The following is a 13,774-nucleotide window of genomic DNA, read 5'->3' on the forward strand; positions in this document are numbered from 1 at the left end:
CCCGGCTCACCGGCGCTCCGCGCGCGCCTCGTTCCACACTGGACGGTCGCTCTCGCGGACACGCCCGTCGGCCCCGAAGACCAGGAAGCGGTCGAAGGACCGGGCGAACCACCGGTCGTGGGTCACCGCCAGCACGGTGCCCTCGAACGCGGCCAGCCCGTCCTCCAACGCCTGGGCCGAGACCAGGTCCAGGTTGTCGGTGGGCTCGTCGAGCAGCAGCAGGTTCGCGCCGGCCAGCTCCAGCAGCAGGATCTGGAACCGGGCCTGCTGGCCCCCGGAGAGGGTGTCGAACACCTGGTGGGCCGCGCCGGCCAGCTCGTAGCGGGCCAGCGCCCTGCTCGCCTCCTCGCGGGGCATGCCGGCCCGGTGTTCGTCGCCGTGGAACAGGATGTCGAGCAGGGTGCGCCCGGCGAACTCGGGGTGCTCGTGGGTCTGGGCGAACCACCCCGGTCGGACCCTGGCGCCCAGCCGGGCGACGCCGGTGTGCGCCACCGGCGCGATCTCCACGGCGTGCACGGGCCGGTGGTCGACGTCCGGATCACTGCCGCCCGCGGCGAGCAGGCGCAGGAAGTGCGACTTGCCCGACCCGTTGGCCCCGAGCACCGCGACCCGTTCGCCGTACCAGACCTCCAGGTCGAACGGGGCGACCAGCCCGGTCAGCTCCAGGTCCTCGCAGACGACGGCGCGCTTGCCGGTGCGGCTGCCCCGCAACCGCATCCGGACCTGCTGCTCCCTGGGGACCGCCTCGGGCGGCCCCGCCTCCTCGAACCGGCGCAGCCGGGTGAGCGCGGCCTGGTACCGACTGGCCATGGAGTCGTTGTAGGACGCCTTCTGCTTCATGGTGATGACCAACGCGCGCAGCTTGGCGTGCTCCTCGTCCCACCGCCGGCGCAGCTCCTCCAGCCGGTCGAACCGGTCGCGCCGCGCCTGCTCGTAGGTGGCGAACCCGTCGCCGTGGACCCACAAACGGTTCCCCGCCGCGCCCAGCTCCAGCGCCGCGATCCTGGTGGCCGCCCTGGCCAACAGCTCGCGGTCGTGTGAGACGAACAGGACCGTCTTGGGGGTCTCCCTGATCCGCTCCTCCAGCCACTGCTTGCCCGGCACGTCGAGGTAGTTGTCGGGCTCGTCGAGCAGCAGCACCTCGTCCGGTCCGCGCAGCAACGCCTCCAGCACCAGGCGCTTCTGCTCGCCGCCCGACAGCGTGCGGACCTCGCGGAAGCGGGCGCGGTCGAACGGCAGCCGCAGGGCGGCCGTCGTGCACTGGTCCCACAGCACCTCGGCCTCGTACGCGCCGGCGTCGGCGTAGTCGGCCAGGGCCTGGGCGTAGCGGAGCTGCGCGGCCTCGTCGTCCCGCTCGATCATGGCCAGCTCGGCGTCGTCGAGCGCGGCGACGGCGGAGCGGATTCGGGGCGGGGCGACCGAGACGAGCAGGTCACGGACGGTCGAGTCGTCCCGGACGTGCCCGACGAACTGGCGCATCACGCCCAGGCCGCCGGAGCGGGTCACGCTCCCCTCGTGCGGCTCCAGATCCCCGGCCACGATCCGCAGCAACGTGGTCTTCCCCGCGCCGTTGGGGCCGATCAGCGCGGTCTTGGTCCCCTCGCCGACCCGGAGTGAGACGTCGTCGAGCAGCGGACGGCCGTCCGGAAGACCGAATCCCACCTTCTGGAGCTCGACGTGTCCCATGCGCCCCAGTGCACCAGCCCGGACAAACCGAATTTGTCCCGTCCGCCATCCGGACCAGTTCCATGCACAAACATGGGTTACTGTCGCTCAGCGAACCGGTCGCCACCGCACGGGAGGACGAGAGATGAGGATTCTGCTGGTCGGCGCCTCCGGCACCCTGGGCGGCGCGGTGCGCTCCGCCCTGCTGGACCGGCACGAGGTCGTCACCGCGTCCCGCTCCGGAGCGGACCACCGGGTCGACATCACCGACCCGGACTCGATCGACGCGCTGTACCGGGCCGTCGGGCGGGTGGACGCGGTCGCGTGCACCGCGGGCTCCGTGCCGTTCCGCCCGTTGACCGAGCTGACCCGCGAGGACTTCCTCAACGGGGTCGTCGACAAGCTGCTCGGCCAGGTCGAGCTGGTGCGCAGGGGCGTCGAGGCCGTGTCGCCGGGCGGGTCCTTCACGCTCGTGACGGGCGTGCTCTCGCACGACCCGATCCGCACGGGATCGGTGGCCTCCCTGGTGAACGGCGCGCTGGACTCGTTCGTGCGCGCCGCCGCGATCGAGCTGCCCGACGGCCGCCGCATCAACGCCGTGAGCCCGACCGTGCTCAGCGAGTCCGCCGAGAAGTACGCGGACTTCTTCCCCGGCTTCCCGCCGGTGCCGGCGGCGCAGGCCGCCATGGCCTACGTGAAGTCCATCGAGGGCGCGCAGACCGGGCAGGTCTACCGCGTCGGCTGATCCTCAACGCCGCCCGCACCGAGTCTTCCCGCCGTCGGCGCCCTCTCGGGGAGGGCGCCGACGGCGCTCGGGCGCGCCGACGCTTGGCGCTTCCCCAGGGGAAGGGGCCACAGTGGACACGTGGACGAGCTGATCGGCATCGGGGACCTCGCGGCGAGAACGGGGCTCAGCCACAAGGCGCTGCGCCTCTACGGCGCGAGGGGCCTGCTGGTCCCCGCGCACGTCGACCCACGCGGCGGCGCGCGGTACTACGGCCCTGAGCAGGTGGAACGGGCGCGGCGGATCGCGTTGCTGCGCGGGATCGGCATGCCCCTGTCGGAGATCGGGGCGGTGCTCGCGCTGGACGGCGCCGAGGCGGACGAGGCCGTCTCCGCCTACTGGCGCCGGGTCGAGGCCGAGCACTCCGCGCGGAGCGCGCTCGTGCCGTACGTGCGCCGGGTCCTGTCCGGCCAGGAGGACGACACCCACGTCGTGCGGCAACGGGACGTGCCGGAGCAGAAGGTGGCGCACGTCCAGCGGCACGTGAGCGCGGACGAGCTGCCGGCGTTCCTGCGCGAGGCGACGGAGGAGCTGTTCACGCACCTCACGGCGGCCGGGGCGCGACTGTCCGGCCCGGTGTTCGCCATCTACCACGGCACGGTCAGCGAGGACTCCCCCGCGCTGGTGGAGGTGTGCGCGCCCACCGGGGACGCCGTGACCCCGGCGGGGCGGGTCGGCGTGCGGTTCGAGCCGGGCCACCGCGAGGCCTACGTCGAGCTGACCAGGAGCCAGGCGGGCTACCCCGCCGTGGTCTCCGCCTTCGACACGGTGGCGGCGTGGCTGGCCCGGCACGACCTGCGGCCCAGCGCCTCGGCGCGGGAGATCTACTACCCGGACTGGGCCGACGCCGCGGCGACGGGACGGGTCGTCGACGTCGCCTGGCCGTTCCACCGGCCCGCCACCCGCCACGAGGACCCACCCCGTGCGGAACGCGCGTGACGACACGCGTTCCGCACGGGCGCGGGATCACGACCGGAAGCGCCCGATGATGTCGTTGGCGTAGCTGGTGAGCGTCTTGTCCGGGTCGTCGTGCATCAGGTACAGCGCGAACTGGTCGACGCCGATCTCGGCCAGCTCGGCGAGCCGGTCGACGTGGGCGGAAGCCGGACCGAGCAGGCAGAACCGGTCCACGATGGAGTCGGGGACGAAGTCGGTCGACGGGTTGCCCGCCCGCCCGTGGTGGGCGTAGTCGTAGCCCCGTCGCCCCTCGATGTAGTCGGTCAGCGCCCTGGGCACCGGCCCGTCCGCGCCGTACCGCGCCACGAGGTCGGCGACGTGGTTGCCGACCATCCCGCCGAACCAGCGCAACTGGTCGCGCTGGCGCGCCAGGTCGTCGCCGACGTAGGCGGGCGCCGCCACGCACATCGTGATCTCCGACGGGTTTCGCCCCGCCTCGCGCGCGGCCTCCCGCACGGAGCCGATCGTCCACCGCGCGATGTCCGGGTCCGCGGTCTGGAGGATGAACCCGTCGGCCCGCTCGCCGACCAGCCGCAGCGCCCTCGGCCCGTAGGCGGCCATCCAGATCTCCAACCGGCCGTCCCGCACCCACGGCAGACGCACCGGCGCGCCGTGGTGCGTGACCTCCCGCCCCTCGGCGAGTTCCTTGATCACGTGCATGGCCTCGGCGAGGGTGCGCAGGGACGCGGGCCGTTGCCCGATGACCCTGCGCGCGGAGTCCCCGCGCCCGATCCCGCAGACCGTCCGGTTGCCGAACATGTCGTTGAGGGTGGCGAACAGGGAGGCGGTCACCGACCAGTCCCTCGTGCTCGGGTTGGTCACCATCGGCCCGACCCGCAGGGACGAGGTGCTCGCCAGGATCTGGGAGTAGATGACGAAGGGCTCCTGCCAGAGCACGCAGGAGTCGAACGTCCAGCCGTAGCGGAAGCCCCCGTCCTCCGCGACCCGCATCCGCTCGACCACCTCGCGGGCCGGCGGATCGGTCTGCAACACGACACCGAAATCCATACCCCACCCCCTCAGTTCAGGTACTGGCACAACGCCCGGTCGAGGAACCGGCCGTGACCGGGACTCCCGTGGTACTCACCCCGGTCGACGACGACGCGGCCCCGCGACAGCACCGTCTCCACGCGACCGGTGACCTCCATGCCCTCGTACGCCGAGTAGTCGACGTTCATGTGGTGCGTGCTCGCCGACAACGTCTGTCGCGCCGTCGGGTCGTAGACGACGATGTCGGCGTCGGAGCCCGGCGCGATGACGCCCTTGCGCGGGTAGAGGCCGAACATCCTGGCCGGTGTCGTGGAGGTGACCTCCACCCACCGCGCCAGCGACAGCTCCCCCGCCACCACGCCCTGGTGGATCAGGTCCATCCGGTGCTCCACGCCCGGCAGGCCGTTGGGGATCCGGGTGAAGTCCCCGCGCCCCAGCTCCTTCTGCTCCGAGAAGCAGAACGGGCAGTGGTCGGTGGAGACCAGCGCCAGGTCGTTGGTGCGCAGGCCCCGCCACAGCGGGGCCTGGTGCTCCGCCGGCCGCAACGGCGGCGAGCACACGAACTTGGCGCCCTCGAAGCCGGGCCGGGCGAGGTCGCGCAACGACAGGTGGAGGTACTGCGGGCAGGTCTCGGCGAACACGTTCTGGCCGGTGTCCCTGGCCGCCGTGACCTCGTCCAACGCGTGGCTGGACGACAGGTGCACGATGTACAGGGGCGCACCCGTCACCCTGGCCAGGGTCACGGCGCGGTGCACGGCCTCGGCCTCCAGCTCCGGAGGCCTGGTCAGGCCGTGCTGCACCGGGTCCGTGCGTCCCGCGGCGAGGGCGCGCGCCACCAGCTCGTCGATGGCGATGCCGTTCTCCGCGTGCATCATCACCATGGCGCCGTTCTCCGCGGCCCTGCCCATCACGCGGAGGATCTCGCCGTCGGTGGCGTAGAACGCGCCGGGATAGGCCATGAACATCTTGAAGCTGTTCACCCCGGCCGCCAGGCAGGCGTCCATCTCCTTCACGGTGGCGTCGTTGACGTCGGACACGATCATGTGGAACCCGTAGTCCACGGCGCAGTTCCCGTCGGCCCTCGCGTGCCATTCGTCCAGTGTGGACAGAAGCGAGGAGCCCCTGCGCTGTACGGCGAAGTCGATGATCGTCGTGGTCCCGCCCCACGCCGCCGCCCGCGTCCCGGTCTCGAAGGTGTCGCTGGCCCGCGTGCCCCCGAAGGGCATCTCCATGTGGGTGTGCGCGTCGATGCCGCCGGGGAGGACGTACTTCCCGCTGGCGTCGATGACGCGGTCCGCCGCTCCCCACCAGTCCCCGGTCAGCGCGTCCGGCGCGACGAGCGCGGCCACGCGCTCCCCGTCGACCACCACGTCCGCGGGCACCGCGCCGGTCGAGGAGAGCACGGTGCCGCCCCGGATGACGATCCGCATGGTGGGCCTCCGTTCAGGGTCGGGTCAGGGACTCGTAGCTGTCCGGCCTCCGGTCGCGGTAGAACGCCCAGAGGTCCCGCACCCCGGCCAGCAGACCCATGTCCAGGTCGCGCACGACGACCTCCTCCTCGGTGTCGGAGGCGGCGGGTCCGACGAGCTGCCCCCTCGGGTCGACGAAGTAGGACTGCCCGTAGAACTCGTTGTCCCCCAACGGCTCCACGCCGACCCGGTTGATCGCGCCGACGAAGAACTGGTTCGCCGCGGCCGCGGCCGGCTGCTCCAGGCGCCACAGGTACTCGGAGAGGCTGCGGCTGGTGGCCGAGGGGTTGAAGACGATCCGCGCGCCGGCGAGCCCGAGCGCGCGCCACCCCTCGGGGAAGTGCCGCTCGTAGCAGATGTAGACGCCGATACGGCCGACGGCGGTGTCGAACACCGGGTAGCCCAGGTTGCCGGGGCGGAAGTAGAACTTCTCCCAGAAGCCCCGGACCTGCGGGATGTGGTTCTTGCGGTACTTGCCGAGATAGGTGCCGTCGGCGTCGATGACGGCCGCGGTGTTGTAGTAGACGCCGGGCTGTTCCTCCTCGTAGAGGGGCACGACCAGCACGACGCCGTGCCGCTCGGCGACCTCGCACATCAGCCGGGTCGTCGGACCGTCGGGGACACCCTCGGTGTGGGAGTAGTAGTCGGGGTCCTGCACCTGGCAGAAGTACGGTCCGGAGAACAGCTCCTGGAGACACACGACCCGCGCGCCCTGGGACGCCGCCGTCCCGATCGCCGCGACCGCGTTGTCGATCATCGAGTCCCGGTCGCCGGTCCAGCGCTGCTGCACGAGACCGGCGCGGACGATCTCTCCCTCGCTCATTGGCGAATCCTGGTGGCGCGCGGCGCGAGATCGGCAGTGACAGGGTGTGCGTGGTTCGGCGTGAGGGAGGACACACTGTCCAGCACTCACCCGTTTTGGTGATGGGGAGCGCACGGGGGCTCGGCCGCCCCGCCCACGGCCCCGCCCGCCGCGGCGCCCGCGACCTCGGCGGCGAGCAACGCCACCGAGAGGGACAACATCGACTCGGGATCGTCCAGCGAGACGCCGAGGACCTGCTCGATCCGGTCCAACTGCTGGTAGTACGCGGTGCGAGACAGGTGCACGGCGGCAGCGGCGGCCGACTTGTTCCCCCCGTGCTCGCAGTAGGCGCGCAGCACGTCGATCCACCGCGCGCCCTGGCTCCCGCCGCGCGCGAGCAGCGGCCCCAACTCCCGCTCGACGAAGGCGGTGACCCGCTCGTCGTCGCGCAGCAGGTGCAGCAGGCCGCGCAGGCGCACGTCGTCAAGCCGGTGGTAGGGCCGCGTCCTCGGCGAGCGCGAGGCGGCGTCGGCGACGTGCGCGGCCTCGCCCAGGCTGCGCCGCGCGTCCGGCCAGGAACCGACCGCCGTCCCCACCCCGACCACCACCGGGAGCGCGCGCGGCGTCCCCGCCGCCGCCCGGTGCACCTCCTGCGCCAGGCGCTCCAGCACCGGTTCCAGGTCCCCGCGCTGCGGCAACGCGAGCAACACGTGCACCGAGTTGTCGTCGACCACGCCGACGAGCGCCGGCGCCTTGGCGCGCCGGGCGGCCAGCGCCGTGGCCTCGGCGAGGTCCCGCACCACCTCCTGCGTCGCCAACGCGGCGGCGGGCGTGGTCGGCACGGTGCTGCGCGGCCGCACCGCCACGCCCACCAGTCGCCGCCCCTCCCACGGCACACCCAACGCGGCGGCCCTGGTCGGCAGGTCGGCGGGCCGGGGGCCGTCGGCGACCAGCTCCGCCAGCAACGCCCGGTGCGCCTGGCGTTCCAGCGTGTCCCGGTCCCGGGTGACCAGCCGGTGCAACGCCAACGCGGAGGCGGCCCGCTCGGCCACGACGACGTGCCGGTGCGGCGGGTCGTCCGGGCTCACCAGCACGAGCCTGCCCCAGTCGTCGCCGCGCGCCCCGACCACCGTGACCAGCCAGCCGGCCGCCCGGTCGTACCCCGTGCGCCCGGCGGGGCGGACGACCCGGGAGCGCTCGGCCCAGTCGGCCAGCAGCCCGGCGGGGTCCGCGCCGGCCGCGTCGTAGGCCAGCACGTGGTGGTTGAACGTCTCCAGCACCACGGGCAGGCCGGCCAGCCGGGCGACCTCCCGCAGGATCTCGGCCGGTCCCGCGCCCGAGACGGTCAGCGCGGTGAAGATCTCGTGGACCTGCTCGGCCGCCCGCAGCTCGGCCACCTGCCGGTCCAGCACCAGCTCGGTGACCGCCTCGGTCACCGAGACGAACCGCGTCTCCCTGTCGAGGGCGACCAGCGGCAGCCCGTGCCGCTCCGCGCTGGCCAGCAGGGCCGGCGGCGGCGTGGACCGCCAACGCCGCACCAGTTCGACGACCAGACCCGCCGCGCCCACCCGCGCCAGGTCCGCCACGTACCGGTCCAGTCCCGCCTCGTCGTCGGGCAACGCGATGCCGGTGGTGAGGACCAGCTCGCCGCCGCGCAGCAGGTGGGCGATGTCGGCGACCTCGGCCGCGTGCGCCCACCGCACCCGGTTCCCCAGCCCCGCCGACCCGGCGACCACGCGCGGGGCGCCCCGGCGCACCACCGGCAGGGCGAGGACCTCGGCCACCGTGGGGTACATGGACCCACCCCCTCCGGCTCACCCACCAGCCGAACACAACGTATCGCCCGAACCGGTATCCCGAACACTCTGTCCATAGCCGGAGGTCAGGGGGACGGCCGACACTCGGCGCTGGCCCCGCGGGGCGCGGGGAACGCCGGGCAGGTCGTGGCGGCGGGCCGCCCTCCCGCCCCGACCGCCCGTCGGGTGCCACGTCCCGCACGACCACGGGAGGTCCCATGTCACACGCCGAGCTGCTGGCCCGGCACCGGGCGGTCATGCCGGCATGGCTCGCCCTGTACTACGACGAGCCGATCGAGATCGTCCGGGGCTCGGGGCGCAGGGTCGAGGACGCCGAGGGCCGCCGCTACCTGGACTTCTTCGCGGGGATCCTCACCAACGCGATCGGCTACGACATCGCCGAGATCAACGCCGCGATCACCGAGCAGGTCGCGCGGGGCGTCCTGCACACCTCCACGCTCTACCTCATCCGGAGCCAGGTGGAGCTGGCGGAGCGGATCGCGCGGCTCTCCGGCATCCCCGACGCCAAGGTGTTCTTCACCAACTCCGGCACCGAGGCCAACGAGACCGCGTTGATGCTGGCGACCCAGTACCGCCGCAGCAACCAGGTGCTGGCGCTGCGCAACTCCTACCACGGCCGGGCCTTCGGCACGATCGCGATCACCGGCAACCGGGGCTGGTCGGCGACGTCGTTGAGCCCGCTGCGGGTCAGCCACGTGCACGGCGGCTACCGCTACCGCAGCCCGTTCCGCCACCTCTCCGACGAGGACTACGTGCGCGCCTGCGTCGCGGACCTCCGGGACGTGCTGGCCACCACCACCGCGGGCGACGTCGCCTGCATGATCGTGGAGCCGGTGCAGGGCGTCGGCGGGTTCACCCTGCCGCCGAGGGGCCTGTTCGCGGCGTTCAAGGAGGTCCTCGACGAGCACGGCGTCCTGCTCGTCTCCGACGAGGTGCAGACCGGGTGGGGCCGCACCGGCGACCACTTCTGGGGCATCCAGGCGCACGGCGTCGTGCCGGACGCGATGACCTTCGCCAAGGGGCTGGGCAACGGGCTGGCGATCGGCGGCGTGGTCGCCAGGGGCGAGCTGATGGACGCCATCACCGCCCAATCGATCTCCACCTTCGGCGGCAACCCGCTGGCCACCGCCGGGGCGAACGCGGTGCTGGACTACCTGGAGAACCACGACCTCCAGGCCAACGCGGCCAAGCTGGGCACCCGCCTGCTCACCGGGCTGCGCGCGGCCACCGAACACAACGAGATCGTCGGCGACGTGCGCGGCGTCGGCCTCATGATCGGCGTCGAGCTGGTCGAGCCCGGCGGCGACACGCCGAACCCGCGTGCCGCCGCCCGCGTGCTGGAGGAGGCCAAGGCGCGGGGCCTGCTCGTCGGGAAGGGCGGGCTGCACGGCAACGTGGTCCGCATGGCCCCGCCGATGACCCTCACCGAGGACGAGGCCGACGAGGGCCTGGAGGCGCTGGTCGCCGCGCTGGAGAGCGTGCGGCGCGAGACGACGGGGGACGCGACGCCGTGAACAGGATCTCGCACTGGATCGGCGGCAAGCCGTGGGACGGCGTCGCCGAGCGCGTCGGCGAGGTGTGCGACCCGGCGACCGGCGAGGTGACCGGCCGCGTGGACCTCGCGGGACCCGCCGAGGTGGACCTCGCGGTCGACGCGGCCGCGCGGGCGTTCCCCGGGTGGCGGGACGCCTCGCTGGCGAGGCGGACCAGCGTGCTCTTCGCCTTCCGCGAGCTGCTCAACGCGCGGCGGCGCGAGCTGGCCGAGGTCGTCACCGCCGAGCACGGGAAGGTGCTCGCCGACGCCGAGGGCGAGGTGCGGCGCGCCCTGGAGGTGGTCGAGTACGCCTGCGGGGTCCCCGCGCTGCTCAGGGGCGGGTTCAGTGAGAACGTCTCGACCGGGGTCGACGTGTTCTCGATCCGCCAGCCGCTCGGCGTGGTCGCGGTGGTCTCCCCGTTCAACTTCCCCGCGATGGTGCCGCTGTGGTTCGCCCCGCTGGCCGTCGCCTGCGGGAACGCGGTGGTGCTCAAGCCGAGCGAGAAGGACCCCTCGGCCGCCAACCTGCTGGCCGCGTGGTGGGCCGAGGCCGGGCTGCCCGAGGGCGTCCTCAACGTCGTGCACGGGGACCGGGTCGCGGTGGACCGGCTGCTCGAACACCCCGACGTGCGCGCGGTGTCGTTCGTGGGGTCGACCCCGGTGGCCCGGCACGTGTACGAGACCGGGACGCGGCACGGCAAGCGCGTGCAGGCGCTCGGCGGAGCCAAGAACCACATGGTGGTCCTGCCCGACGCCGACCTGGACCTGGCGGCCGACGCGGCCGTCTCGGCCGGGTTCGGCTCGGCCGGCGAGCGGTGCATGGCGATCTCGGTCGTGGTCGCGGTCGACCCGGTCGGCGACGAGCTGGTGGAGCGGATCCGCCAGCGGGTGGCCGCCGTGCGGGTGGGCGACGGCCGACGCCCCGGCTGCGAGATGGGACCGCTGGTCACGCGCGCGCACCGGGACAGGGTGGTCGGCTACCTCGACGCGGGGGTCGCGGCGGGAGCGACACTGGCCGTCGACGGGCGCGACCACCCGGTCGACGGCGACGAGCGCGGCTTCTGGCTCGGACCAACGGTCTTCGACCACGTGACGCCGGAGATGCCGGTCTACACCGACGAGATCTTCGGCCCGGTGCTGTCGGTGGTGCGCGTCGGCTCCTACGACGAGGCGTTGCGGCTGGTCAACACCAACCCGTACGGCAACGGGACCGCCATCTTCACCAACGACGGCGGCGCGGCGCGCCGGTTCCAGAACGAGGTGGAGGTCGGCATGGTCGGGGTCAACGTGCCGATCCCCGTGCCGGTGGCCTACTACTCGTTCGGGGGCTGGAAGGCGTCGCTGTTCGGCGACGCCCACGCCTACGGCCCCGACGGCGTGCACTTCCTCACCAGGGGCAAGGTCGTGACGAGCCGCTGGCTCGACCCCTCGCACGGCGGCGTCAACCTCGGCTTCCCCCAGAACCACTGACACGCGCTGAGCCACTGGCCCGAGGGGGTCAGACGCGGGCGGTACCACTGTCGGGGGCGCACCGCCCGCCCGTCCGTCCCTGCCCCGGTCCCGCCCGGGGCAGGGACGGAAACCCTCCCCGGCTCGGGCTTCTGCACCGAATGAACCCGACTGCCTCGCCGGTTGCCTTGCCGGCCGCATGTGTCCAGCCTCGTACGATCTCAGCAACAACCCCTGAATGTCCCTTGTGGACTACTCTCCGACCTCGCGCGCGCGACTCCAGCCCAGTAGTAAGGGGAACCCCCACTCTTAGCATCTCGCGCGGCACTGACAATTCCGGCCCTGATCAGCTACCTCGACGGGGTGAAGTCTGCGAGAGGAAAGAGCTGAGCGCCCAGGGGCATGGCGACTGTGAACCGAAGACAATCTCCTGATCGACAGCACGCGACGGCACACCGCCCGCTTCCCACTCTCATGTCCGTCCTCTGTGGAGGTTCTCTTTGGTCCTGTGTAGACACTGACGCCCACCTCGCGCGCGACTCCAGCGCTGTAGTAGGGGGAACCCCCACTCTTAGCATCTCGCGCGGCACTGACAATTCCGACCCTGATGAGCGGCCTCGACTGGGCGATATCGACGAGCGAGAGAAACTGAGCGCCCAAAGACAAAGCCCGGTTGATCGCAGAAGATCTCCTGACCCGCAGCACCAGACGGCACGCACCTGACCGCCGCACGGTGCCCCGATTGTCCTTTGTAGACAGCAGACCCCAGTCCTCTGGGTAGATCAGTCCGCCTCGCGCGCGACTCCAGCGCTGTAGTAGGGGGAAACCCCCACGGCACCCACGGCCGCGTCTCAAGCCAGGGAACGCCCGAGCCCGGTTCCTCACGGCACCCGACGACGTGGTTGCGGCCGACCTCGGGCCGCTCACGGTGCTCGTTCACTACGGCACGGGTGCGGTCCATACCCTTGCTGGTAGGTCTGCCCGGTGGTGGTCAGAACTTTCGGTAACCGGTGACGTCGACGCGGTCAACGTTGTGGACCTCGACACCACGGTTCGGCTCGTCGACCGACTCACGGCGGCCGGGCTACTCCGTCCGGTACCGAGACCCCGGCCATGGCCGGCGCCCGTTTCGGGGCCGAAGTGGCGGTCGAGCTGGGGGACTCAGGAGGTGCAGGCCGGCCGGACCCCGCTGCCCCGGGTCCCCGCCCGAACCCTGGCCCCTGGCGGCTGTCGCCGTCGCGCTCGTGGTGGCCGTCCAGCACGTTGGCCCGTCCGGCACAAGGATGGCGCGGCTTCTTCGGCTGCTGACACTGGCCAGCAGCACCACAAGACGCTCTGCAACCCCTAGCGAAGCGCGCCAGGCTGTTCATGCTGTCCGCAAGGCCGGGTTGCTCTTCCCAGCCCGTGTGGCTTGCCTTGAAGAGTCAGCCGCGGCCGTGCTCGTGCTGTCCGTCCAACGCGCGGGCGTCCGTTGGTGTCATGGTGTGGCCGCCGACCCTGTCCGGTTCCACGCATGGGTAGAGACTGAGCCAGGACGACGACCAGTTGCCGAACCGCTGTCTACACAGCGGTACGCCACCATCCGCGCCATTCCCAACTGAAGGGAGCCAGGCCATTACCGACGCAGACGTTTCGGAACCCCTCGTGTGGCTGCGGGGCCAGCGAGCAGGGCTCGGCCCGTACCGTGGTGATCTGGTGGCCGACTACTGGCGGTGGGAGCAAGACCCCGGTGTGATCGTGGGATACGGACGCCAGACGCCGGAATCGTTGGAAGCCCGCACCGAGGGGTACCAGCACCAAGCGCGTGGGACGGACGACCAACTCAGGTTCACCGTCTACGACGTCACCAGCACGCCAGTCCCGGTCGGAACCAGCTCGATCCTGATTGACCACCACGTCAGAACCGGAGAGTTCTTCATCATGCTCGGCGACCCGGCCAGGCGAGGAAACGGCATCGGCACCGAAGCAATCCGGCTGACGTTGGACTACGCGTTTCACGTGACCAACCTGGCGTGTGTCTACCTGTCCGTGCTGGCGCCGAACACGACGGCGATCAAGGCATATGAGCGTGCCGGGTTCCGGCGTATCGGGGAACGCCGCAACTCCGGCTACTGGCTCGGACAGCGGGTGAACGAAGTCCTCATGGACGCCGTCCCCGATGACTTCCCTGGACCGTCAGCAGTGAAGGACCTCCTACGGCCAGCGCTGTAACCGCACGCTTGCCTCCGACGAGCGCTCCGTCTCGTAGGCCGCGTTCGTCACCAGCGCTCCCGGCCGGATAGGCAGCGGGGCCGGGTCTCGGGCGAA

At 72.1% G+C, this 13,774-nt stretch carries 11 protein-coding genes; 6 read left to right on the forward strand and 5 right to left on the reverse strand.

Annotated features, from left to right (window positions below; translation table 11 throughout):
• Nucleotides 1-6 precede the first annotated feature (6 nt).
• Nucleotides 7-1,686, reverse strand: coding sequence for an ABC-F family ATP-binding cassette domain-containing protein (locus LX15_RS24505; protein ID WP_253672006.1), 1,680 nt, complete (start codon nt 1,684-1,686; stop codon nt 7-9).
• A gap of 124 nt (nt 1,687-1,810) precedes the next feature.
• Between LX15_RS24505 and LX15_RS24510 the strand changes: the two genes are divergently transcribed.
• Together LX15_RS24510 and LX15_RS24515 are read left to right on the forward strand one after the other, a co-directional pair.
• Nucleotides 1,811-2,410, forward strand: coding sequence for a short chain dehydrogenase (locus LX15_RS24510; RefSeq protein WP_253672007.1), 600 nt, complete (start codon nt 1,811-1,813; stop codon nt 2,408-2,410).
• Between the two features lie 120 nt (nt 2,411-2,530).
• Entirely contained in the window at nt 2,531-3,388 is an 858-nt protein-coding gene (locus LX15_RS24515) for a MerR family transcriptional regulator (RefSeq protein WP_253672008.1), read from the forward strand.
• Nucleotides 3,389-3,415: 27 nt separating this feature from the next.
• Here LX15_RS24515 and LX15_RS24520 read toward each other — a convergent pair whose 3' ends face one another.
• The 4 genes from LX15_RS24520 to LX15_RS24535 all read right to left on the reverse strand — a co-directional run bounded on the left by LX15_RS24520 (nt 3,416) and on the right by LX15_RS24535 (nt 8,463).
• A complete protein-coding gene (locus LX15_RS24520) occupies nt 3,416-4,414 on the reverse strand; it encodes a TIGR03842 family LLM class F420-dependent oxidoreductase (RefSeq protein WP_253672009.1) in 999 nt (332 codons plus the stop codon).
• Between the two features lie 11 nt (nt 4,415-4,425).
• Nucleotides 4,426-5,826, reverse strand: coding sequence for a dihydropyrimidinase (hydA, locus tag LX15_RS24525; protein WP_253672010.1), 1,401 nt, complete (start codon nt 5,824-5,826; stop codon nt 4,426-4,428).
• Between the two features lie 13 nt (nt 5,827-5,839).
• Entirely contained in the window at nt 5,840-6,688 is an 849-nt protein-coding gene (locus LX15_RS24530) for a nitrilase-related carbon-nitrogen hydrolase (protein ID WP_301305185.1), read from the reverse strand.
• Between the two features lie 86 nt (nt 6,689-6,774).
• The gene (locus LX15_RS24535; RefSeq protein ID WP_253672011.1) at nt 6,775-8,463 is read right to left on the reverse strand and encodes a PucR family transcriptional regulator; all 1,689 of its coding nucleotides are present in this window, start codon (nt 8,461-8,463) and stop codon (nt 6,775-6,777) included.
• A 218-nt stretch (nt 8,464-8,681) separates the two neighbouring features.
• On the opposite strand from LX15_RS24535, the gene LX15_RS24540 reads away from it, so the two are divergent.
• From LX15_RS24540 to LX15_RS24555, 4 genes are all read left to right on the forward strand, one after another.
• A complete protein-coding gene (locus LX15_RS24540; protein WP_253672012.1) occupies nt 8,682-9,998 on the forward strand; it encodes an aspartate aminotransferase family protein in 1,317 nt (438 codons plus the stop codon).
• Complete coding sequence (locus LX15_RS24545) at nt 9,995-11,488, forward strand: CoA-acylating methylmalonate-semialdehyde dehydrogenase (protein WP_253672013.1); 1,494 nt, start codon at nt 9,995-9,997, stop codon at nt 11,486-11,488. The genes LX15_RS24540 and LX15_RS24545 overlap by 4 nt, the downstream gene beginning before the upstream one ends.
• A gap of 1,226 nt (nt 11,489-12,714) precedes the next feature.
• Nucleotides 12,715-13,068, forward strand: a complete 354-nt coding sequence (locus tag LX15_RS33245; RefSeq protein WP_253672051.1) for a lasso peptide biosynthesis B2 protein — start codon at nt 12,715-12,717, stop codon at nt 13,066-13,068.
• Nucleotides 13,069-13,111: 43 nt separating this feature from the next.
• Entirely contained in the window at nt 13,112-13,678 is a 567-nt protein-coding gene (locus LX15_RS24555) for a GNAT family N-acetyltransferase (protein WP_308213515.1), read from the forward strand.
• Nucleotides 13,679-13,774 lie beyond the last annotated feature (96 nt).

The sequence above is a fragment of the Streptoalloteichus tenebrarius genome, assembly GCF_024171885.1.
Lineage (GTDB): Bacteria > Actinomycetota > Actinomycetes > Mycobacteriales > Pseudonocardiaceae > Streptoalloteichus > Streptoalloteichus tenebrarius.

What these genes read in the sequence shown, in the direction of transcription:
- LX15_RS24505 (WP_253672006.1), bottom strand. Translation starts at nt 1,686, where the DNA reads ATGGGACACGTCGAGCTCCAGAAGGTGGGATTCGGTCTTCCGGACGGC.
- LX15_RS24510 (WP_253672007.1), top strand. Translation starts at nt 1,811, where the DNA reads ATGAGGATTCTGCTGGTCGGCGCCTCCGGCACCCTGGGCGGCGCGGTG.
- LX15_RS24520 (WP_253672009.1), bottom strand. Translation starts at nt 4,414, where the DNA reads ATGGATTTCGGTGTCGTGTTGCAGACCGATCCGCCGGCCCGCGAGGTG.
- hydA (WP_253672010.1), bottom strand. Translation starts at nt 5,826, where the DNA reads ATGCGGATCGTCATCCGGGGCGGCACCGTGCTCTCCTCGACCGGCGCG.
- LX15_RS24530 (WP_301305185.1), bottom strand. Translation starts at nt 6,688, where the DNA reads ATGAGCGAGGGAGAGATCGTCCGCGCCGGTCTCGTGCAGCAGCGCTGG.
- LX15_RS24535 (WP_253672011.1), bottom strand. Translation starts at nt 8,463, where the DNA reads ATGTACCCCACGGTGGCCGAGGTCCTCGCCCTGCCGGTGGTGCGCCGG.
- LX15_RS24540 (WP_253672012.1), top strand. Translation starts at nt 8,682, where the DNA reads ATGTCACACGCCGAGCTGCTGGCCCGGCACCGGGCGGTCATGCCGGCA.